At 42.3% G+C, this 20686-nt stretch carries 24 protein-coding genes; 6 read left to right on the top strand and 18 right to left on the bottom strand.

What is annotated here, in order from left to right:
- Window positions 1–44: 44 nt before the first annotated feature.
- The 5 genes from ADM98_RS09580 to ADM98_RS09560 all read right to left on the bottom strand — a co-directional run bounded on the left by ADM98_RS09580 (window position 45) and on the right by ADM98_RS09560 (window position 4012).
- The gene (locus ADM98_RS09580; protein ID WP_053453295.1) at window positions 45–473 is read right to left on the bottom strand and encodes a hypothetical protein; all 429 of its coding nucleotides are present in this window, start codon (window positions 471–473) and stop codon (window positions 45–47) included.
- 15 nt (window positions 474–488) lie between these two features.
- Window positions 489–1787, bottom strand: a complete 1299-nt coding sequence (locus ADM98_RS09575) for a suppressor of fused domain protein (RefSeq protein WP_053453294.1) — start codon at window positions 1785–1787, stop codon at window positions 489–491.
- A 207-nt stretch (window positions 1788–1994) separates the two neighbouring features.
- On the bottom strand, window positions 1995–2777 hold the full coding sequence (locus ADM98_RS09570; RefSeq protein WP_053453293.1) for an ankyrin repeat domain-containing protein: 783 nt from the start codon (window positions 2775–2777) through the stop codon (window positions 1995–1997).
- 90 nt (window positions 2778–2867) lie between these two features.
- Entirely contained in the window at window positions 2868–3413 is a 546-nt protein-coding gene (locus tag ADM98_RS09565) for a hypothetical protein (RefSeq protein WP_053453292.1), read from the bottom strand.
- A gap of 98 nt (window positions 3414–3511) precedes the next feature.
- Window positions 3512–4012 carry a hypothetical protein gene (locus tag ADM98_RS09560; RefSeq protein ID WP_053453291.1) on the bottom strand — a complete coding sequence of 167 codons (501 nt, stop codon included), beginning with the start codon at window positions 4010–4012 and terminating at the stop codon, window positions 3512–3514.
- Window positions 4013–4730: 718 nt separating this feature from the next.
- Here ADM98_RS09560 and ADM98_RS09550 point away from each other — a divergent pair.
- Entirely contained in the window at window positions 4731–4973 is a 243-nt protein-coding gene (locus ADM98_RS09550) for a hypothetical protein (protein ID WP_053453289.1), read from the top strand.
- Window positions 4974–5250: 277 nt separating this feature from the next.
- On the opposite strand, the gene ADM98_RS09545 is transcribed toward ADM98_RS09550, so the two are convergent.
- The 6 genes from ADM98_RS09545 to ADM98_RS09520 form a co-directional block, all read right to left on the bottom strand.
- A complete protein-coding gene (locus tag ADM98_RS09545) occupies window positions 5251–6159 on the bottom strand; it encodes a DUF2268 domain-containing protein (RefSeq protein WP_053453288.1) in 909 nt (302 codons plus the stop codon).
- Window positions 6160–6846: 687 nt separating this feature from the next.
- Entirely contained in the window at window positions 6847–7575 is a 729-nt protein-coding gene (locus ADM98_RS09540) for a GntR family transcriptional regulator (RefSeq protein WP_053453287.1), read from the bottom strand.
- Window positions 7576–7658: 83 nt separating this feature from the next.
- Window positions 7659–9080, bottom strand: coding sequence for a glycoside hydrolase family 1 protein (locus ADM98_RS09535; protein ID WP_152910967.1), 1422 nt, complete (start codon window positions 9078–9080; stop codon window positions 7659–7661).
- Window positions 9081–9124: 44 nt separating this feature from the next.
- A complete protein-coding gene (celB, locus tag ADM98_RS09530; protein ID WP_053453286.1) occupies window positions 9125–10462 on the bottom strand; it encodes a PTS cellobiose transporter subunit IIC in 1338 nt (445 codons plus the stop codon).
- Between the two features lie 15 nt (window positions 10463–10477).
- Window positions 10478–10807, bottom strand: coding sequence for a PTS lactose/cellobiose transporter subunit IIA (locus tag ADM98_RS09525; protein ID WP_053453285.1), 330 nt, complete (start codon window positions 10805–10807; stop codon window positions 10478–10480).
- A gap of 5 nt (window positions 10808–10812) precedes the next feature.
- Window positions 10813–11109 carry a PTS sugar transporter subunit IIB gene (locus ADM98_RS09520; RefSeq protein ID WP_053453284.1) on the bottom strand — a complete coding sequence of 99 codons (297 nt, stop codon included), beginning with the start codon at window positions 11107–11109 and terminating at the stop codon, window positions 10813–10815.
- 147 nt (window positions 11110–11256) lie between these two features.
- Here ADM98_RS09520 and ADM98_RS09515 point away from each other — a divergent pair, with 147 nt between their 5' ends.
- Window positions 11257–13059: a type I phosphomannose isomerase catalytic subunit gene (locus ADM98_RS09515; RefSeq protein ID WP_053453283.1), complete on the top strand. Its 1803-nt coding sequence runs from the start codon at window positions 11257–11259 to the stop codon at window positions 13057–13059.
- A gap of 363 nt (window positions 13060–13422) precedes the next feature.
- Here ADM98_RS09515 and ADM98_RS09510 read toward each other — a convergent pair whose 3' ends face one another.
- The 4 genes from ADM98_RS09510 to ADM98_RS09495 all read right to left on the bottom strand — a co-directional run bounded on the left by ADM98_RS09510 (window position 13423) and on the right by ADM98_RS09495 (window position 15245).
- Window positions 13423–13650: a hypothetical protein gene (locus tag ADM98_RS09510; RefSeq protein ID WP_053453282.1), complete on the bottom strand. Its 228-nt coding sequence runs from the start codon at window positions 13648–13650 to the stop codon at window positions 13423–13425.
- A 214-nt stretch (window positions 13651–13864) separates the two neighbouring features.
- Window positions 13865–14476, bottom strand: a complete 612-nt coding sequence (locus ADM98_RS09505) for a hypothetical protein (RefSeq protein ID WP_053453281.1) — start codon at window positions 14474–14476, stop codon at window positions 13865–13867.
- A gap of 185 nt (window positions 14477–14661) precedes the next feature.
- On the bottom strand, window positions 14662–14946 hold the full coding sequence (locus ADM98_RS09500) for a hypothetical protein (protein ID WP_053453280.1): 285 nt from the start codon (window positions 14944–14946) through the stop codon (window positions 14662–14664).
- Window positions 14943–15245 carry a DUF2089 family protein gene (locus ADM98_RS09495; protein ID WP_053453279.1) on the bottom strand — a complete coding sequence of 101 codons (303 nt, stop codon included), beginning with the start codon at window positions 15243–15245 and terminating at the stop codon, window positions 14943–14945. The genes ADM98_RS09500 and ADM98_RS09495 overlap by 4 nt, the downstream gene beginning before the upstream one ends.
- Window positions 15246–15432: 187 nt before the next feature.
- On the opposite strand from ADM98_RS09495, the gene ADM98_RS09490 reads away from it, so the two are divergent.
- Genes ADM98_RS09490 through ADM98_RS09480 form a run of 3 tightly spaced genes read left to right on the top strand, consistent with a single transcriptional unit; the run spans window position 15433 to window position 17493 of the window.
- Complete coding sequence (locus ADM98_RS09490; RefSeq protein ID WP_053453278.1) at window positions 15433–15846, top strand: DUF4064 domain-containing protein; 414 nt, start codon at window positions 15433–15435, stop codon at window positions 15844–15846.
- Window positions 15847–15874: 28 nt separating this feature from the next.
- Window positions 15875–16564, top strand: a complete 690-nt coding sequence (locus tag ADM98_RS09485; protein ID WP_053453277.1) for an ABC transporter permease — start codon at window positions 15875–15877, stop codon at window positions 16562–16564.
- A complete protein-coding gene (locus ADM98_RS09480) occupies window positions 16564–17493 on the top strand; it encodes an ABC transporter ATP-binding protein (protein ID WP_053453276.1) in 930 nt (309 codons plus the stop codon). The genes ADM98_RS09485 and ADM98_RS09480 overlap by 1 nt, the downstream gene beginning before the upstream one ends.
- Before the next feature lie 118 nt (window positions 17494–17611).
- Here the strand turns inward: ADM98_RS09480 and ADM98_RS09475 are convergent, their stop codons facing one another.
- Entirely contained in the window at window positions 17612–17944 is a 333-nt protein-coding gene (locus ADM98_RS09475) for a hypothetical protein (protein ID WP_053453275.1), read from the bottom strand.
- A gap of 75 nt (window positions 17945–18019) precedes the next feature.
- On the opposite strand from ADM98_RS09475, the gene ADM98_RS09470 reads away from it, so the two are divergent.
- Entirely contained in the window at window positions 18020–18595 is a 576-nt protein-coding gene (locus ADM98_RS09470; RefSeq protein WP_053453274.1) for a hypothetical protein, read from the top strand.
- Window positions 18596–18702: 107 nt separating this feature from the next.
- Here the strand turns inward: ADM98_RS09470 and ADM98_RS09465 are convergent, their stop codons facing one another.
- Window positions 18703–19671: a FecCD family ABC transporter permease gene (locus ADM98_RS09465; RefSeq protein WP_235504867.1), complete on the bottom strand. Its 969-nt coding sequence runs from the start codon at window positions 19669–19671 to the stop codon at window positions 18703–18705.
- Window positions 19668–20651 carry a FecCD family ABC transporter permease gene (locus tag ADM98_RS09460; RefSeq protein ID WP_053453273.1) on the bottom strand — a complete coding sequence of 328 codons (984 nt, stop codon included), beginning with the start codon at window positions 20649–20651 and terminating at the stop codon, window positions 19668–19670. Before ADM98_RS09460 ends, ADM98_RS09465 begins: the two co-directional genes overlap by 4 nt.
- Window positions 20652–20686: the final 35 nt, after the last annotated feature.

Here is a 20686-nt window from a genome sequence, read left to right as displayed (position 1 = left end):
TTTTGCCTGCCCTATCCGAAGCCGTGTCACACCATACTGTTTTTTTAATATTCAATGACGGGTTCAACGACATAAGACGGTTCAACGATATGAAGGACGAATTCGATCACTTCTGGGCCATAATCATCTTCAAAGAAATACCCGTTGCCGATTTCAATAAGAAATCCGTTGAGATCTTCTTCAATGTTCGAACGATGCTCAAAAATGACGTCATACTCTGTATCCTGACAAAATATCTCGACGACAATTTCGTGGTAATCTGCTTCTTGAACGACAGAATATCCGTCTTTTTCTTTCTCTGCTACGAGCTCCCCAATGTAAGCATCCAGATTAAAAAAGCGCGAGAACTTCTGCTCGCTCATTGGTTCTTCTAACCGTTCTCCTATGATTCCGTGATACGTGTAGAGTATCCGTCCATCCTTCTCGAACAGCCAAAAATGATTTTGACCGTTAATTGGTTTGATGAGTTGCATGACTTTCCTCCCGTCCTATAGATCCGCGAACCATTCTCCGTTTAGCTGACGAATCACCGTATCGCTTGGTAACTGTTGTCGTAGTCGTTTTGCCCAGTCCGTCCGAAGATCATACGCGAATTGTTCTTCGTTCGAGAGCAGATAAAGCATTGTACCATCGCCGACAATCACGACGGTCGTCTCTTCCGGATAAACAAATCGATCTTCTAAGACACGTGTTTTTCGGAACGTCGTTTCGACCTCTCGTTGAATCGACAAACGATCAGAATACGAAAACATGAACAGTTCGTTCATCATTCCGACTCCATAAGCGTGTTTAAGAATTAGTTCAAGCATCTTAGTATCTTCAATCTTGACCGTGAAGTAATGACTCTCCCTTGTCGATGTTCGTTTTCTGCGTAACCATCCGTCCGTTTGTTTTTGCTTAGACAAGACATGTGAAACGAACGACATTTGATGCTGCGTGAAGAACGCTTTATTGTCTTTTTCCTCCCCTTTAAAAGCAAAAAAGGTCGCGTAGATCGGAAAACGATTTTGATGATTTAGAAAATCAAATAGGAAAGCTTGAGTTTCGACCGCATTACCTCGTGCTTCCGAATCAAGATTTATCTCATATGCCTTATTCATTGGTCCGTCTAGTACTAGCGATCGTTGAATGTCATCTTCAAAAAACGCATCCGTAATCTCACACTCGAGAACGAAGAGCTGTCTCTTAGCGTTCAATGCTTCGATTGCTTCTTCGTCTCCAAAGAGCGGATGACGCTTTAAATTAAGCAATTGCATCTCAGTTTCATATAACAACTCATTAAATTCATCGACACCGTATTGTTCGATGTATGCGACTTCTGAAGCAAAGATCGGTACGAACCAGACTGGTAACACCGTCCCCGGTTCCCCGAATGCCGAATTCCCTTTATAGACTTGAAATGATTCTTCAAAGTAGAACGGTGTCGTCACGTATAGGGCAGCGAAACCATACTTCGATAACAAGCCATTCGGCATCGGTAAGTACTCGCCTAAATCATAAGCGTGTCCAGTCTTTAATGCTTCCAGCGTCAAGCGATGGAGTAATTCAATCATGTCCGACTCCGCCTCTTGTTGCATGAAGGAGAGCATCACTTCTTGATGGACGACGGCACCGTTCTCAAATTGCAACGGGTAGCGCAATAGTCCGAGTGATGTCACCATCCTCGCATTCGTAAACGGTGCATTTTGAAACTGAACCAATTGAATCGCCTGCTCTTGTAATTCTTCCATCTCGAGATGACCTGTAATTTCACCGCAATGAGCTTCTAAATGTTCGATGTAATTCATTTTATATCCTCATTTCATGACATGAAGGAAATATCCTTTCCAAAAAATAACCTCTACTATATATTATATATTTCATAATACATTTTTAGGAATTTTTATTTATTGTTTCTTATATTACTTTGTTAAGAAGTTTTGATATGAAAGAAGTACTCCATATAAAAACCCTTTCCTTTTAGACTCAAAAAGAAGAGGGCGACAATTTATCCATTAACGCATTCCATCGAAGAATTTTAGGATTTTTTTATTTTTATATTTTTTCGCATAATCAATGGCCGTTTTTCCATTGGCATCCTGATGCTTCGGATCTGCTCCGTGTTGTAGTAATTCATGAACGACCTTAGCGTGATTATAACTAACTGCTAACATCAGCGGCGTCGCGTGACTATCAAGCGGGTTTTCAGCTTCCACTTCCGCCTGTCCCTCAATCAGTGCTTTAACGGCTTTGGCATTTCCTTCTCCCGCCGCAGTGTGTAATGGGGTGAATCCATGTACTGTGCGCAAATTCACATCCGCCCCGGCTTGAAGTAATACGTTGATACACTTCACTTTATTTTCTTGTGCAGCATAGTGGAGTGGCGCGTATCCATCTCCACCCCCATCAAATCGATTGATGTATTGTGTTTCGCGAGCGAGCGCCTCAAGAATTTTTGAATTGCCAGTTTTACTCGCAACCACGTGCAACGCATTATATCCATCCGTATCGATCTCGAATGATACTCCTTGCTGAATGATTTCAATCGCAATCTCCGTTTGATTATCAAGTAGCGCGATATGTAAGGGTGAGAACCCTTCCCGATTCAGTTTTTCAAGATCTGCGCCGCTCTCAATCAAAAGCCGGACAATATCCAGATATCCTTCTTGAATCGCCCAGTGTAGCGGACTGTATCCTTCCTCATCCAGCATATCGATATCTGCTCCGCTTCTGATCGCTTTTCGGACCTTCTTTAGCTCCCCTTGAAAAGCATAGTCATTCAATGCATACTTTGACATATGTAACGCTCCTCCTAACACAACTAAAGAATGATATACCCATATCTCCAATTACCTCTTACGTTCATTCTTTTTACAATTAACCTCTTACTACGAACTGCTTGTTCCGTCTGAAGCAGGGTGATCTACTGTAAGGATCGTCTTATAGATTTCTTCAAAAATGTTTTCTTTTTCTTGTTGGTCCGGTTTCGGGTTATGTATGCCATATTCCCAACTCTTCTCCACTTTTTCCTTTGCATAATAAACTCCTGTGACATAGCTATTGCTCCCGGTCTCGATTTCATCCTTATATGATATCTCTGGATCAACGAAAGGCGCATACGATTTTTTACTCCCGATGAAGAAAAAAGGAACTCTAGATTTTTTGTAGACAGTCGCATACTCTTTTTCAGATGCTGCTTGTAAGTGCTGCTTGTCTATGAATACCGCATCAAACTTTTGTAGATCACCTTTTAAATCAGTCAGTGATATCTTCTTGACTTTCGGTTCAGTCGTGACTGTCGGAAAACGTCCTACAACAGCAACGTTTAGATCAATTTTTTCATGGATTGGCTTATTCTGAAATTCGCTATGTTCGCTACATGCGGAGAGAAAAATATTTCCGAATAGGAACGAGCCAATTAAGGTTTTATTCATTCCACTCTACGTCCCCTTTATTTAAGCAACTCTAAAACATCTCGCTTGATTGATTTTAATCTACAAAAAAGAATGCCTATATAGACATTCTTAGTGATTCAAGACCATTTTTCTTCAGCATCCACCCAACAATTGTTTTTTAAATCAAGAGAGTCATCACTATCGTGCAAAGTAAAGTACGATGGAAGATCTAGTGACGCTCCACCAGCTTTTTCCCAACATCTTTTGAACCACTGTGCAAAAAGGTTTTGTTCTTTTGAAATTAATATTTCTTCATTTTGCTCATGAAAATCAAAAAAAGTATCGAGTTGACTGTCGTTCATTTGATGATATTCGACTTCTTGTAATACATCTTCGCTCCCAGCAAAAACAGTTGAATCGCTTCCTTCGTTAAATACTTCATTTGCTTCTTTATCCATTGAGAACATGATGACCGAAAGTTCAAATCTAGTCGGTTCAATGAATGCTGTGAAGTCCAGTACTTCGATGTCCTTTGAGAACGGATAAGAAAAGATTTTCTGAAGTTGGTCCACCACTAAACCTGACTGCTTTTCAAGATGGACCTCAATTGAATCAATATAGTTTTCGACTGTAAACATGATAAGTACCTCCAAGCATGAATCTATCAATTTATATTATTTATTCGTCAGCTTTGCTTAATGTTTTCACTGTGTTTCTCTTGAAGTCGTCTCTCTAGAACTAATACGTATATTACGGCAACCAATACTCCTATTATTCCTGGCAAAATAGCAACGATGGGATCCTTCGAATATGCGAATGGAATTAAATACGTAAACAACATCTTGATTCCATATGAAACCAACAAAGATGTCAGTAAAACTAAGGTTGTAGTTCGCTTTTCAATATTCCCAAAAAATTGACGTCTTTGTTTCTCTATCTTATGTATACCGAGCCAAGATAACATCTTCAAATCTCCTTTGTTCGTAGCTAATACTCGACCACCATCACTCTACCATACGACCTTCTATTTGTATTAAAAAGTAAGTTTATTTTAATGATTTTTACCAAAAACTCTTGTCATTATAAAAAGATGCATAAGGGAATAATGAAATCTGACGCGTTAAGTAACTGAAAAAGAATTTTTTTACGGTGTTTGTTCAAAAAATTTTCTTTTCTGTACAAAAATTTGGACTGGCTATAGGCAGTAATTTATTTTAAATTAGCATCAATAAATTTCTAATACAATAGATAGGAAGACAGACGTCTAGAAGTAAAACATACACTTTTAATTGTTTTAACATCACTCTTTTTTGTATACTAATAATGGAATTTATAGAAATAAAAGGAGGTATTTTCTTGAGAGCAAAACTCGGCTGGATTTCTATCGGATTAATGATTCTTACTTTCTTGGTACTTTTTACATTCCCGATCAACGGGTTTTGGGGCGACGCCATCCTCATTGGTGGTCTGGTCCTTGCATTATTAGCTGCTATCTTTAGTAATAGAGGTGTAGGTAAAGTGTTAGCCTTTATTTTAATGACAGTTCTTTTAATTTTGTTTGTACTATCTGTCTTGAATTTTTTAGGGATATTCGCATAAAATCGTATAGTTCAAACAGGATGTCGAATGTCTATCCTTTTAAAAAGATATGACTGTCTAAAAAAAACGTTCCCCCTCTAGAACATATGCAAGAGAGAAAACGTTCTTATATATTCAGTAGATCGTCACGCAACCATTTCATCACAACTTTATCTGACCGTACTCTCTTCACATCCCCCATTATATCTTCGATTGCTTTTGGAGTTTTGACCTTTTAGATCAAAGTTTTTACTATCCTCTGCAAAAGTCAGTTTTTTAGAAATACACCTTTTCATTTTTACTCAAGAACCGATTTAAACTTTCCTTTATGAATGACATCTGAAAGCGGTGTTAATGAGAACTCTTGTAACGTCTGCTCAGATTTTTTTTGTCGAAAATCTGACATTAACTCCGTTCCTAGGCTGTAAATCGTCAATCGAGGAATCTCCTTCGCTTCACTTCCAGTGCTAAGTTCTTCATAGCTTAAGGAGTTGTTCTTGACCTGTTCGAGTATCTTCTTTTTATCGCTGGAGGCCATCTTCTCCGTTTCTATAGGGGGAGCTTCTGGATAAAGTTCTTGCGCAAACACCTCCGCTTTACCTTCGAATATGAGATAGTCGATGGAACTTGGTTGCCTGATTTCAGGATGTTCGTTCACTACGGAATGATTATACTCATGTGCGACGGCGTACTTCAGAATTTCGGGCGTATACTCTTCACCTAACATAATCACCATGCTACCATCGCTCATCGCAAAACCCATCAACCCGCTCGTCGCCTTTGCGGCATATCGATACTCTTCCGATAATGGTAACATCAGGATGATTTTATCTTTACCAGGAATTTGGTCAGCTGATTTACGGAGTGCCTCATGAACAGATTTCATATTTTCTTTCTCTTCATCCATCAGACGCTTCGTCAATCGTTTTAAATCGTTCACATAGGAAGTGGCGTTAGTCACGTCATTGAACCCCTTAAAGTCAAAATAGATATCCTGGTCTTTCTGAATGCGATCCAGTTCCCGACGGACGGTTTTATCGAAGATTTGCTGTAAATCCTCGTCTGTCACGTTTGTATCCTTCATCTTTTTCTGAACTTTTTTGATGTAGTCGATATAGGCTGGGTACAACGTGATGATTTTTGCATGCTGGTCCTTCGCTAGTTCAACTTCTCGAATAGTGGACTTTGATTTCTCAGCCGGCTGCATCGGTTGGGATGAACACCCTGATACAAAACAGATGAGTATTGAAAAAAAGAATGCTACACATATTCTCAAAATCATTACCCCTTTAAAATGACATCAATTACATTTATAAGTAATTATTATACAATGAATTAACTTAAAATAACATTTTATTTATTTCGAATAATTATTACGTCTCTCTTTTAAAAGGTAATGGGGAGACTCGGCAAGGAATCACGACCGATTCTCCAGTCCGAACAAGATTAATACTCTCAATATCGAACTTTCATCGTACGTTCCGTGAGCACTGTCTCACAAAGTATGTCCTGTAAGGGTAACTGCCAGTCATCGAAAGCTTTTTCACCATATTCAGTTTAGTGCTCCTAGGTCTCGGAGGAGATAGATGACATGAATCCTTTCAACTGGAAACTCCATCGTTATAACACGTACTTTATTCATCGTCGTGTCAAGAAACGACTAAAAACCTGAGCACGGTGGAGTACCGGCTTCAGGTTCTCAAGATCGCCGACAAACGTTTATTGTCAAAAGATCTCATCGTCTCATTCAGTTTTAAAACACAGTAAAAAAGAGGACCACTTCGCAGAATCACTCTGTCGAAATCCATCCTCTTTCTAACTTAAGTCAATTTAATCAAACAAATGACCGTAGCATCAGTCCGAAATCAAACGTATACGTGATCCGACGCTTGCATTATCTACCGATGTATACAGACGTAAAGACGAATTTATCATAACGGTGTCTTGAGAACGAATACTCGAACGGTTTCCCATTACCGAGGAATACGACTTGTTCCACTTCGATGACGGGATCAGTCTCCTCGTTCCCGAGATATTCATGATCCCATTGATTCGGCTTGTCTGCACGAATCATCTTGTGTGAACTCGTAATCGTATAACCGAGTTCTTCTTGGATATATCGGTAAATCGAACTATCGAGGACTTCTCGCGTCACTCCAGTAATCAACGAAGACGGCATGAACGTATGTTCGATCACATATGGTTCGTCGTCAACATATCGAACACGCCGTATTTCATAGACGGGATCGGTCTTTTCGATCATCAGATGGCGCGCGACCTCGGCTTCCGGAAAACGAACCTCAAACTGAAGCACTTCACTTCTGACAGCCCGCTCCCCGAGCAGCTTCGTCAACCCTTGTGACTCTTTGTTTAACACGTTGATTCTTCCTTGGGAAAAGCTTGACGGTAAGATGAATGTTCCTTGCCCCCGTTGACGATAAATGATTCCCTCGAGTACGAGGATTTCTAAAGCACGCTTCATCGTCATCCGGCTGACCTCAAACTCTTCTGCTAGTTGAATCTCATCTGGCATCGCCTCTTCGACATTGTATCCGCCATTAAGAATTCGTTCCCGTAATTCATCTGCAATTTTTTCATACTTTGGTTTCTTTTTATTAGACATGACAACACCCCATGTATAGACATATACATATAATATAACAAAAAAAGAGGATCAAGGCTAGATATACCCTGATCCTCTTTGATTTATCTTACGAATCCATTTCCTTCGATGAGATGCTTGAACCAGTGACCGCTCTTTTTCACTATTCGCGTCTGATTCGTCAAATCGACACCGACGAAACCATATCGGTTCTTATAGGCATTACTCCATGACCAGTTGTCCATGAAGGTCCAGAGATGATAGCCTTTGACGTTCGATCCTTCTTCTAAGGCTTTGTGCACCCACTTCAGATGCTCTGCGATGAAATCGATCCGGTAATCATCCTGGATACTACCATCCGCGTCTCGGTAGCGTTCTTCTCCTTCTACCCCCATTCCGTTTTCTGAAATGAAGCACTCGATGTTCCCATAATTCTCACGTACGTTTGTCAGGATATCATAGATGCCTTTCTCGTAGATTTCCCAACCACGATGCCGGTTCATCTTTCGTCCCGGCATCTCATAGTAATCGAAAAGATGCTCTGGCATGAACGGCGCCTTCGGGTTCGGAAGATGTTCTTTCACCTTGACACGTCTCGGCTGGTAGTAGTTGATACCAAGCACATCGACCGTATACATGGCGATTTTCTGCCGGTCCGTCTCGTCCATCGTCGGGAGGGCATTCTGCTCGTCTAACAGTTCGATTAATTCGGGGGGGAATGTACCTAAAACAGATGGATCCAAGAAGGAACGATTGAACAGGATATCCGCGAGATGCGCCGCTTGTCGATCTGCTTCACTTTGACTTCTTGGATAAGACGGTGTCAGATTGAGAATGATCCCGATTTTCCCTGTTTGTTGTGTATCTCTGTATGCTTCGATTGCAAGGGCACTTGATAGAATCGAGTGATAAGCGACTTGGACTGCTCGCTTAAAGTCTACGACGTTCGGATAATGAAAATCGTACAAGTAGCCCCCTTCGACCGGGACGATTGGTTCGTTATGGGTAAACCATTTTCCGACACGGTCTCCGAACAGTTCAAAGCAGGTTTTGGCATAAGCAACATAATGCATCACGACTTCCCTGCTTTCCCATCCTCCTTTTTCTTGTAAGGCAAGCGGCATATCGAAATGATATAAATTGACGAACGGTTCGATCCCTGCTTCAATCAACTCGTCAATTACACGATTGTAGAAATCGACCGCTTCCGGATTGATGTTTCCTTCTCCCGTTGGAAATAGACGAGACCAAGAAATCGATAGTCGAAATGAATTGTGCCCGAGATCCTTCATTAAAGCGATGTCTTGTTTGTACTGGTGATAAAAGTCAGATGCTACTGAAGCACTGACACCATCAAAAAAGCGGTTCGGTTCGACCTCGTACCAGTGATCCCAAATGTTCGGGCCTTTTCCACCTTCATAGGCGGCTCCTTCCATTTGAGTCGCCGAGGCAGCTGTACCCCACCAGAAATCCGTCGGAAAATCATATTTTTTAATCGTAGTCGTCTTGTTCTCTATCTGATTCATTATTAGCACATCCTATCTCTTATTTTTCACTCATCCGGTAGACGTTATCCGATCTGTTGATTTTTCTCTTGTGTAGTATTCGCTTCTTCCCGTTCTTTCTTCAAATTCAATCGGTCAATGAAGACGAGGAACGGGAACCAGACTGCCATGATGATTGCAAAGTTGACTAGTTGTAGTAGCCCTCCGGCTAGCGAATTCGTTGCCATCATCCCACTGATGAACATCGGGACGGTCCAAGGTACAGCAACACCAGTCGGAGGTGGAACGATCCCCGTTGACATCGCGAAGTACGTCACCGTCACCGTAATCAGTGGTGCGACAATCCATGGAATCATGATCAATGGATTCATGACGATTGGTAGTCCAAAGATCATCGGTTCATTGACGTTGAAAATACCAGGTCCGATTGACAGCTTTCCAATTTGTTTCATCTGTTTCGATCGCATGAATAACAAGATGGCAACCACGACAGCGAGTGTCGAGCCGGAACCACCAATTCCAACCGTGTAGATCTCGATGAATTGTTTACTGATGATGTTCGGAATTTCTCCGTTCGACGTGTACGCATTCAAGTTTTCAAGGGATAGTGTATTCCAAATCGGATCCATGACCGAGTTGACGATGACTTGTCCGTGCAATCCAAAAAACCAGAACAGTTGAACAAAGAAGATGGCGATTAATGTCGGGAAGAGTCCGTTCCCTAGATTGACGAGTGGTTTTTGAACAAGATTGAAGATGAGATCGTGTAAGTTCGTATCTAACAGTGAAGTGACGGCAATGTTAATACCGAGGAATACGGTGAGCGTAAGTAATGCCGGGACAAGGGCAGAGAACGATTTGGCGACTGCTGTCGGCACACCAGCAGGCATTTTGATCGTCCAGTTTTTTTGAACGATGAAGCGATAAATCTCTCCTGCTAGGAATCCCGTGATCATGGCTAGGAACATGCCCTTTGCGCCGAGACGGTCGAGTGGGATGACGTTGCCTACTGGATCGGCGACATTTTCGATTGAAACAAAGAAAGGAGTAAGTAATAAAAACGAAACAAGTGCGATGACACCACCGAATACAGCTTCGACCTCATAACTTTTAGACAGATAATAGCCGATACCGAATACGACGAACAATGACATGATGCCCATTGTGGCGGATGGAGCGTTTCCAAGTGATGTCTTAAAGGCATCCAAGACACCCGGGGACATGAACTTATCAAGGAACGGTAGATTCGCGACGACGACAATCAAGGAACCAAACATCGTAATCGGAAAAGCAAGCATGAATGCATCACGTAACGTCTGCAAGTAACGACTATTGTTCAAAAATGCCGCCATCGGCATCAAAAAACGACTTAGCAAATCAAACCACTTACTATTCTCAGTCATTTCAAACACTCCTTATTATTTTTTGGAAAACTTATGTTCCATGAGTTCGATGAGTCCGGTCGTTAAATCAAGCATCGTCTGCGTCGACATGAGGTGATCTTCAGCATGTAATAACAGTAAGGAAAGGGTGGTTGGTTCACCGCTTGCTTCTTTCTGAACCTGACTAAAGTGCACTTGGTGCGCTTCTTGCAATTGAGATCTCGCATTTGCTAACAAAAGTTCGAAGTCTTCGAATGTGCCATCTTTGTACACTTCGATTGCTTCACGAATCGTACTTCTTGCATTTCCACTGTGTAGGATCATCGTGAATGCGATTTGCTCCATCGTCTGTTCATTTGTCTGCATATCGTTCACCCCATTAACTTCACAGCTTGTTCGTAAGCTGCTTTTCCGTCCGCCATCCCATATGCCATCATATCGATGACTTCGACCGGTTTCTCTGTCGCTTGCTGAAATTTTGATAGTAGAAATCGCATTTGTGGTCCAATCAAGATGACATCCGCACCCTCCATTTCCTTCATTGCCTGATCTTGTCCAACTGCCCAAATCTTAGCTTCTTCCCCGAGTTCTTTCGCATGTTCCTGCATCTTTGACACCAGGATGCTTGTCGACATCCCTGAACTACACGCCAACATGATTTTTTTCATCTAAAATTTCCTCCTCATTTGTAATCGCTTACAACTTTGATTATACGGATTAATTATCCCATGTCTATACTTGATAATTAATTTGTTTATTTTTATTTCATAAAAGTGTAGAGTTGTTTATGAAAATACGATGAAGGAGGAATTTGTATGCCAAAACCAATTTATCTTACGCCGCTTTTAAAAGACCGAATCTGGGGCGGACAGAAGCTTCAAGAGTACGGATTTTCGATACCTGAAGAACAACGGACGGGAGAAGTCTGGACAGTAGCGAGTCATCCAAACGGCATGTCACGCGTCCAGTCAGGTCCAAAGATGGGACTCACCTTAGAAGAATTATGGTCAAATCACCCTGAAATCTTTGGCATGGAGACCAACTCTGATTTTCCACTGTTGTTAAAATGGATTGATGCTGCGGAGGACTTATCCGTTCAAGTGCACCCAAGCGACATGGATGCCAAACGTTATGAACAGCAACCATTCGGAAAAAATGAATGCTGGTATATCGTGGACTGTCCGGAAGACGCATCCCTCATATATGGACATTCCTTCTTCTCTCCCTTTGATCTTGATGAAGCCATTCGTCAAGGCACTTTTCTAGAATCCCTTCAGCATGTCCCGATTTCTAAAGGCGATTTTTTCTATGTACCAGCTGGAACAGTACATGCATTGACAAAAGGTTGCGTCGTACTTGAAATCCAGCAAAATTCAGATACAACCTATCGACTATATGATTATGACCGGCCTGACCCAGTGTCTGGAGAGAAGCGGCCACTCCATCTGGCACAAGCCCGTCGCGTGATTCGTTTCCCCCATTTTCAGTACACAGAGCCTACCGTCATGCTCACTCCTTTTCGTAAGAGATTAACGCAGACACCGGACTTCTTTGTCGAAGAATGGACGATTAGAACGATGCATAAGTTAGATTCAAGCCCTCTATTTCGCGTCATTACAGTCATCGAAGGGACGATTGAATTGGATCACGTCCTCCTGTCTGTTGGAGTGACTGCGATTCTTCCGGCAGATAGCACATTTCTCATCAAAGGAAACGGGATCGTCTTGATCACAGGTCCTTCTCTAAAAACAACAACCCTACATCGAATCGGTATCGATCTCGGTGGGACGCAGACTCGTGTCGCTGTTGTCGATCAACATAAAATCATTAAACAGCTATCGTTCCCGACCAATCCAATGGCAGGGCCATCCCAGACGCTATTGAATATCAAGCACGCAATACACGTTTTTTCAGAAGAATTCGACCTGTCGAACATCGGAATTGCTGCCCCCGGTCCTCTCGATGCAAAAACTGGACTTCTGTTATCTCCACCAAATTTACCAGGATGGGATGAGGTCGACCTAGTAACTCCACTCTCCTCTGCCTTCGATTTACCTGTCTCGCTTGAGAACGATGCTAATGCTGCGGCTCTCGGTGAAGCGTTATACGGTGCAGGACGTCACTCATCATCTGTCTACTATGTTACTGTCAGTACAGGAATAGGCGGAGGTTATGTCTATGAGCAAAAACTGATCCGTGGAGCTAATGGATACGCTGGTGAGATTGGCAATACGATTATCGACTCATCAGGTCCCGTGCACCCTGTGTTAAATAGAGGATCACTTGAGGGATATGCCAGTGGTACAGCACTACAGTCACGCGCCTTTGAACTAAATGCCTCGTCCATTGAGAGATTACTCGCCCATCCGCAAGAGCGGGATCGGTTTATTAATCATCTAGCCACTGGACTTGCGAACATTATCCACACGATTGATCCGGAAGTCATCGTCGTTGGAGGAGGTGTTACGGGATCTGCTGAGTTATACTGGGAAGCGTTGCTGGAACGTGTTCGGGAACTTGTATATCCGTCCCTTCGTTCAAAAATCGATATCCGTCTTGCCGAATTGAAAGGACAGGCAGGCGTCATCGGAGCTGCTGCTCTAGATAGAGTAGAGTAAGCAACACATCACTTATCTTATTTAATCAAAGTAAAGAGGGTTAATCATTTCGTCATTGAAATGATTAACCCTCTTCTTTTACATCCTAATAATTCGAATATGGCTGTTTTCTAGACTAGCGAATTACTAAAAATGACTTCAGCTCTTTCTCAATCCGTTTTGGGTTTAAGAAAGAACAGATAAATGTTAAATGCCATGAAAAGACTAAGCAGCACCCATAAGACAGAATAAAACGTTGTATTCGGGACGAACAAATAATCTATCAATAGCACGATTAAAAAGAGAATATATCCAACAAAATATACTTTTTTCTTACGCGGATCCATCGTCTCATCTCCTTTATACATATGAGTGTTCTGTCGATTACTTCGTATTTTTAATAATCACTACAGTTAAAACAAGGGACGGGATGAAACAAATCACTAGATCCGAGAGTGAAATCGAAAGTGAAGTAGGATGAATCAGCATCTCTACTGCTTTAAAAATTGCACCGAGTACAACAAGTAAAGATATGAGAACCGGAACAAGAGTACGCATCCATCTAGGAATACTCAGCCACATCCGTAAGGTTTTTTGTGTTTTATCATCCATATCATTCACCTCTTTTCGAAATTTTACATAAATTAGTATATCATACGTATGATTTTTGTGAAAAAATGTCGAAGTCACTTGTCGATTGCCTTGCTTCTTTAACGTATGAAGGCAGTTAAAAGAGACGCTTACACCTTATGCAAGAGTCTCTTTTATCTACCATTTATGATACATATCAGTGCCTCTTATTGTTCTGCTTAAAAAAATTATTGAATTAATTGATTGCACCTTCTGCGCTACAATAAAACTCCAGTGAAATGTTATGTTTGGAAGAAATACCATGTTGAATGAATTCCCCACTGACCGTCACATCGTATGCTCTTCCGCCATCCATCAAAGTAGTGTTATACCCAAGCTGCGTCCATGTCCCCTTACTCGATGAAGGTTTTGACGTCATAGACGTGAGAGTGTCAAAGACTTGTCTTCCTGCCTCCTCACGAAGTTCTGTATCAAATGTACCAGTGATCGAAATAGCGACTGACGTCCCTTTTGCATGAACCGATTTTGATTTGGAGTAAGCTTCTTTTTCAGAGAAATCGAATGTCGATCCGAACTCTACTTGTACTCGCTGATCAACTAATTTTTGAAAACGTTTCGGTGTCACCCAATCGTTTTCTTTGAAATCCTTTTGTTCGATTAGTTCTAGTTCTGCGTTTTGGTACTTTTTATTTATGGTCTTTAGTATGATCGTATACTGTTCATAATATTGATTTTTTTGTTGTTGCGTGAGCGTCTTTTGTTTTCCACCCGCAGATACCACATACATGAAGGAACTAGTTAAAGTAACACTCAATACTGTTAAGAAAGTCATTATTTTACGGTTCATTTTTTCCACTCACTTTTTTTAGAATTCGTAGACTCTGTATTGAAGAAGTTAAAGTCGTTTGCTTCTTTTGACAATCATTACTTTACCTGTTTGTATGCTTTGATCTGCAGTATCTTTCTTTTCTGTTTACTAAAAAAACGACCTCTTTTAAGTCGTCTTCCTATAGAAAATATGTATGCTCCCCATCATAATGTATCGTGCACACGCATCCGCTCTAGTTCTTTTTCTTGCTGCCTTTTAAAAGATTTCCGACCATTTGACCATTCGACTAACAGTACAATCCAACCGAATCCTAAAATTAAAGCATAGGCAAGAAAACTATTGTACCCACCAGCGAGGTATCGCCATGTCATGACGATTGTCAATAGAATTGGCATAATGACGCCAAGATACGGATTATTTCGACTCGATAATAGTTGCTGTAATCCTAATCCGACGGTGATGAATAAAGCAGAAATGATAAAGTTCATTCGTTGTTACCCCTCTCAAGTCGATATTTTCCGATTATTTTTTTTGCATCCTCAATCGTAATGCGATCCTCAATTGCCATTTGTTTAATATATGTAATGAACGGTTCATTCTCGATTTTCTCATTCACTTCGATTTTCTGAATAATACGATCGACGCGAATCCGGACGGTCGGATAGGAGACATCATAATGTTTTGCTAGCTCCTTCAAGGAACCTGAACTGACGATAAATTTTTTCACGAATTCCACTTCTTCCAATTCTAGAGATAAAATCCAATCCGGAACATCATCTTTCTTCATTTTCCATTTCCCTCCCATGTATTCACAATAGCATTTATTTAAACAAAGTTAAAGTATTTTTGATATTAATTAAACATTTAACCAATAAATAATTAAAATATATTCATTTTTTCACTTGTAATAGAGATTCAAGTCATGGTAGTTTAGGAATGTCAAATAGGAAAAATAAGGAAAAGGAGTGTTTTACTTGAAAAGAGCAACAGAGTACATCTTTGCTGTCATCGGTATCGTTTTGTTCGGATCATTGTGTTTAGGAGGTTTCCTGTTATCTGGATCGATTGCTGATCACGCTGGGATGAAGGACTTGGTCGATCAATTCATTCGTGACGAGAACATCACGGATGTCACGGCTTCTCAAATCCTCATATCCTTTCAACAATTCTTCTTGTACATCGGTGCTGTCTCACTCTTATGTACATTAGGAGGCATCTTCTCAATCGTCCGGATTCGCAAAAGTGGTTCTGCTGGAAAGCTGTTGATTATTACGGCGATTCTCGGAGGAATTTTTACGTTACTCGCTGGACTTTTCGGTTCAATCGCTTACTTGATTGCTGGTATCACGAATGTATCGAAGAATAAGAAGCTAGCGCGACAATATTAATTTTACTTAGAGAAAGGTGCGTCTACATATGTTTGCCATTACGCTTCGCGAATTCAAATCACTTTTTCAAAGCATCCGTGCCATCCTGATCATCGTCGTCTTGTTCGGGGTGACGAATGGTTCTGCTAAACTCGTCAGCCAGTTCAAAGGGCAACTCAGTGAACTCGGTTTAGGTAACAATGCGTATATCATCGGATTGATGTTACTTCTGTTTTTAGCTGCTCCCTTATTCGTGACGAGCATCTCCCACAGTAGCGTCAATAAAGAGATTGAGTCGAAGACGATTCGGTTTCTTGCGACAAAAACGTCCCGTGAAAACATCATTTTCGGTAAGTTTTTAGGCAACGTATCCTTTTGGGTGCTTTGTCTGACAGTTGCCCTCTTATTGATCGTTCCATTTTCAAAGTCGTTTCATTTCGTCGATTTAATTCAAAGTATCATCTTCGTCTCTTATTTCATCGGATTATCGTTGTTTCTTTCAACAGTCGTCAGTAATTCCTCGATGACGATGTTCGTCGGAATCTTCATCTCGATCGCGCTACCGGTCATCGGGATGTGGAGTCTTATTTCAAAGAATGTCATCATCGATACGATCTCTTACCTGACACCGTATTACTACTACACGCAAGAAAATACTGCCTACACCTATCTTGTCTTGATTCATATCGCTGTTTTCGTCTTGACGAGTCTAATTATCTTTAAAAGGAGAGATCTCTGATGTTAGCCCTTCGTGCAACCAATTTAACGAAACAATACGGCAACAAGACCGTCGTCAACCAGCTGAATCTCGAGATCGAGCAAGGGGCTATCTTCGGATTCCTAGGTCAAAATGGAGCCGGTAAATCAACGTTCATCAATATGATCACGGGACTGGTCCGCCCGACGTCCGGGACGTTCGAGTTACTCGGAGCGCCGAACGATTCTTTGAAGGACGTCCGGACCCGAATCGGCGTTCTGCCGGATTACTCGACCTTTTACGAAAACTTCACGGCGCTCGATCACTTGAAGTATTTCAGCAAAGTCCTCGGTCTGAAGACGACGACGGACGAGTTGAAACAAGTCTTCCGTGAAGTACAACTCGAAGACGCGATCGATATGAAAACGAAGAACTATTCGTTCGGGATGAAAAAAAAGCTCGGCATCGCTCAAGCTTTAATCAATCGACCGGATATCTTGTTTTTAGATGAACCGACCTCTGGCGTCGATGCCAACTCGATTCTCGGGATCCATACTTTGATTCGTAAGATTGCAGCAGACGGAACGACGATTTTTTTAACGTCTCATAACTTGGACGAGGTCGAAAAACTGTGTACGGAAATCGCGATCATGCAGGATGGATCGATTCAGACGCAAGGCACGATGGAGGAGCTACGGGAACAGCATCAGAACAACATTACCGTTCACGTCAAACATGCGTTACTCGACAATGAGATGCAACTACACTTGCAGTCCAAGTTGTCGACGCTTGCGAAAGACGTCAATGTCTCCTCGACTCAGTCAACGTTCATCGTCCAAAGTGAACAGGATATTGCGACGATCAATGCTTATCTTGTCTCACAACAGATCCATGTTTATCGACTCGAGGTAGAAGAAGCGTCCTTAGAAGAAATCTTCTTGAATCTAGGTACAGAAATCCGCTCGGCATAAAGATTCTCCTTGAATCGATACATTATGAATTAAAAATTAGGCTACCTAGCATCGTGATTACACGATGTCAGGAAGCCTGATTTATGTAGCTCAATTCTATTTTATATAAGATACCACTTTAAGGACCCGTACCGCAGGAAACAGCATATTTTTCCTCATTGACCTTCTTCGAATAGCAGATAAAAGGCGTTCCTCCCGTTTCACTTTTCCAGTCATACCAAAACATATGGTAAGGTTCTGCAACAGGATCTTGTTCCGTAATAATCGCAAAGTAATTTTGATAGTAATAGACTTGTTTGTATAGTTCGTGTCGAAGAGCTCCTCTAGGCGTAGCATCCGTAAACAGAATAGGTGATAGGACCGGCATGAGTAATACAATGAGAGCTATAACTCCTAAAAATAGTACTAAAAATTTCTTTTTCCTTTTTTTCTTAGAATTCGATTTACTCATTTTTATACCCTTTCCTTTTTTTGGTTTTTTTGTTATATAATAACATTAATCAAATAACAGAAAGAGGTCGCGATAGTGAAAAAAGCTATTTTTTCCACCCTCACTTTAGGTGTCATCCTATATGCTGGTTTCTTATGGAGTAATGCGATTGCCGATTCTAATGTTGCACAAGAAAAATCTAAGAGTAGCATCACCGAGGAACAAGCCTTCAATTTTTTCACTACAGTGCTTGAGCAACAAAAAGCAGATTTCTTAGACAACACTCCGTTAGCACATACTAACCTTTCAAAGTTATCTAAAGGGGATGAGGCTGTATTGATTTTTTTGTCCACTACGGAAGTCGATAAAAAGCAGCTGAATTCATTCAAATACAAAATTTCTGATGTCAAAGTCTATTCAGAGAATCAAAAAAATTATGCTGAAGCGTATGTCACACGAACTTTTAACTTTGGAAAAAGTGGTCTTGAGACAGGTTTAGGTGATCAATTGGTACTTGAAATCCCATCCCATGTAGACGATCAAAGCACATCGATTTCTTCGAGTAAATTAACCATTAAATCGAATCCAAACGCTAATAACGTTTCCGTTGATGAGTTTTTAGCAAACTATAAAGAAGAAGTAGAAAAATCAAACCAACTTGAAGCCAAATAAATATAGAAAGATGTCGCCATGATTCGTCAGGTGTGTACTTCTTTCCTTTCATAAAAAATGGAGTCCTTCGCGTAATCGCTAGGACTCCATTTTTGGTAGATCGAACATCATGCCGTCCGTTCTCTCCGTAAGAGATATAGGAAATACGGCACACCGATGATTGCTGTGATCAATCCGGCTGGTACTTCAAGTGGTGGATGTATCCCTCGACCGAGCGCATCCGCGACGACAAGTAACCCACCACCGAGCAACAGTGCCATCGGTAACACAGCTAGATGCTTATGACCGACGAGACGCCGTGCCATATGTGGAGCAATCAAACCGATGAAGCCAATCGCACCGACCGTTGCGACGGCGACACCAGCTAGAACGACAGCAAGCGCCAAGAAGACGTGCCGCGTCCGCTGAATCGGTAACCCAAGACCGATACTGACTTCTTCACTTAATGATAAGACATCGAGTTGACGATGGCGATAAAAGATGATTGCACCAATCACAACGAGCACGGGCGCTAAGATCATCACTTCCTGCCACCCTTTCCCGAACAGACTCCCAGCGAGCCAGACGAGTGAATCGTTCGTCTGCAGTGGAAACTTGATCAACAGGTATTCCGTCCCGGAAGCACAGATCGCACTGACCGCGATCCCAAGCAACGCGAACGAACTACGGGAGACATTCCCACCCCGCTCAAGCATCAACAAGGCGATCATGACAAGCGCCGCACCAATGAAAGCGGCGATTGGCGTTAACAAGAGCGGACCATCCGGCACAAGTGCGATCGTCAAGACGGCAAACAAGGATGCACCGTTCGTCACTCCGATCACATCCGGCGAAATCAATGGATTACGGATGACACTTTGTAAGACGACGCCAGCTAAGGCAAAACTCGCACCTGCTAAAAAGGCCAGGACGGTTCGCGGTAGGCGGTAATTTTGAACGATAAAAGCATCTTTTCCACCAAAGAATGACTGCCATAGTTCCGATAACGATAATTGAATTGATCCGACCGACAGTAAGGCAAAACTCGCGAAGATCACGAGCACCGCGACAATCAGGATCCGGCGCATGTCTTTCATCGTAATCCCCCTTTCATCTGGCGTCGTGCCAGAACAAGGAAGAATGGTGCACCGAGTAGCGATGTCACGATGCCGACCGGTGACTCATACGGATAGGCGATGAACCGTGCGAGGACATCGGCATACGTCAGTAGAAGTCCACCGATGACGGCAGCGACCGGCAGAACGATCCGGTAATCCTCCCCGACGAGTCGCCGCGTGATATGCGGAACCATTAATCCGATGAAGCCGATCGCTCCGGCGACGGCAACGGTGACGCCTGCGAGTAAGACGACGCTGATCCCAGCAAGCAAGCGAATCCGTGTCACTTTTTGACCGAGACCGACCGCGACGTCTTGTCCGAGTTGGAAGACAGCGAGCGATTTCGCAAGACTTGCAGCAAGAAGCAATCCGGCAAGTGACCACGGTAAGACGATCCGTAGTTCAAGCCAGCTTGCGTCACTGAGCGAACCGGACAGCCAGTACAAGACGTTTGTGATTCGGTCGTTAAAGAGAATCAAGCCTTTCGTCAGCGACGTTAACAAGAGATGAATCGCCATCCCGACGAGGGCAAGTTTTAATGCTGTCATCCCGCGAACGGAGGCGAACGAAAAGACGAGCACCCCGCCGACTAAGGCGCCAGCAAAGGCGAAGTAGATCAAATTTGCCGTTCCGAGCGACGGAAAGACGAGTAGACTGAGGACGACGAGAAATGACGCTCCGGCATTGACTCCGAACACTTGCGGTGATGCGAGCGGATTTCGTGTCACGGCTTGCATGATTGCCCCCGCGACGGCGAGATTCGCTCCGAGCAACAATCCGAGTAAAAGCCGTGGCAAGCGCAGATTCGTTAGGACGAGCCCCGCTTTTGATGTCGTGCCACTGATCCACTCTTGGACTAAGTGAATCGGATTCATCTGTGTGATGCCAAAGAACAGGCTACTATAAACTGCCAAGCAACCGAGCAATATGAGTACAAAGATCAGACGTTTCCGCTGCACCGGATGGTTCCCCTTTCATCAAGACGAAAAGCCAG

Source organism: Exiguobacterium sp. BMC-KP (assembly GCF_001275385.1).
In the GTDB taxonomy this organism is placed as follows: domain Bacteria; phylum Bacillota; class Bacilli; order Exiguobacteriales; family Exiguobacteriaceae; genus Exiguobacterium_A.
The sequence above is the reverse complement of the archived record's forward strand: the minus strand, read 5'-3'. Positions and strand labels throughout refer to the sequence as shown.

Bases quoted from the DNA above. Each gene is read 5' to 3' on its own strand.
- ADM98_RS09580 (WP_053453295.1), bottom strand. From the start codon at position 473: ATGCAACTCATCAAACCAATTAACGGTCAAAATCATTTTTGGCTGTTC.
- ADM98_RS09575 (WP_053453294.1), bottom strand. From the start codon at position 1,787: ATGAATTACATCGAACATTTAGAAGCTCATTGCGGTGAAATTACAGGT.
- ADM98_RS09570 (WP_053453293.1), bottom strand. From the start codon at position 2,777: ATGTCAAAGTATGCATTGAATGACTATGCTTTTCAAGGGGAGCTAAAG.
- ADM98_RS09565 (WP_053453292.1), bottom strand. From the start codon at position 3,413: ATGAATAAAACCTTAATTGGCTCGTTCCTATTCGGAAATATTTTTCTC.
- ADM98_RS09560 (WP_053453291.1), bottom strand. From the start codon at position 4,012: ATGTTTACAGTCGAAAACTATATTGATTCAATTGAGGTCCATCTTGAA.
- ADM98_RS09545 (WP_053453288.1), bottom strand. From the start codon at position 6,159: ATGCAGCCGGCTGAGAAATCAAAGTCCACTATTCGAGAAGTTGAACTA.
- ADM98_RS09540 (WP_053453287.1), bottom strand. From the start codon at position 7,575: ATGTCTAATAAAAAGAAACCAAAGTATGAAAAAATTGCAGATGAATTA.
- ADM98_RS09535 (WP_152910967.1), bottom strand. From the start codon at position 9,080: ATGAATCAGATAGAGAACAAGACGACTACGATTAAAAAATATGATTTT.
- celB (WP_053453286.1), bottom strand. From the start codon at position 10,462: ATGACTGAGAATAGTAAGTGGTTTGATTTGCTAAGTCGTTTTTTGATG.
- ADM98_RS09525 (WP_053453285.1), bottom strand. From the start codon at position 10,807: ATGCAGACAAATGAACAGACGATGGAGCAAATCGCATTCACGATGATC.
- ADM98_RS09520 (WP_053453284.1), bottom strand. From the start codon at position 11,109: ATGAAAAAAATCATGTTGGCGTGTAGTTCAGGGATGTCGACAAGCATC.
- ADM98_RS09515 (WP_053453283.1), top strand. From the start codon at position 11,257: ATGCCAAAACCAATTTATCTTACGCCGCTTTTAAAAGACCGAATCTGG.
- ADM98_RS09510 (WP_053453282.1), bottom strand. From the start codon at position 13,650: ATGGATGATAAAACACAAAAAACCTTACGGATGTGGCTGAGTATTCCT.
- ADM98_RS09505 (WP_053453281.1), bottom strand. From the start codon at position 14,476: ATGAACCGTAAAATAATGACTTTCTTAACAGTATTGAGTGTTACTTTA.
- ADM98_RS09500 (WP_053453280.1), bottom strand. From the start codon at position 14,946: ATGAACTTTATCATTTCTGCTTTATTCATCACCGTCGGATTAGGATTA.
- ADM98_RS09495 (WP_053453279.1), bottom strand. From the start codon at position 15,245: ATGAAGAAAGATGATGTTCCGGATTGGATTTTATCTCTAGAATTGGAA.
- ADM98_RS09485 (WP_053453277.1), top strand. From the start codon at position 15,875: ATGTTTGCCATTACGCTTCGCGAATTCAAATCACTTTTTCAAAGCATC.
- ADM98_RS09480 (WP_053453276.1), top strand. From the start codon at position 16,564: ATGTTAGCCCTTCGTGCAACCAATTTAACGAAACAATACGGCAACAAG.
- ADM98_RS09475 (WP_053453275.1), bottom strand. From the start codon at position 17,944: ATGAGTAAATCGAATTCTAAGAAAAAAAGGAAAAAGAAATTTTTAGTA.
- ADM98_RS09465 (WP_235504867.1), bottom strand. From the start codon at position 19,671: ATGAAAGACATGCGCCGGATCCTGATTGTCGCGGTGCTCGTGATCTTC.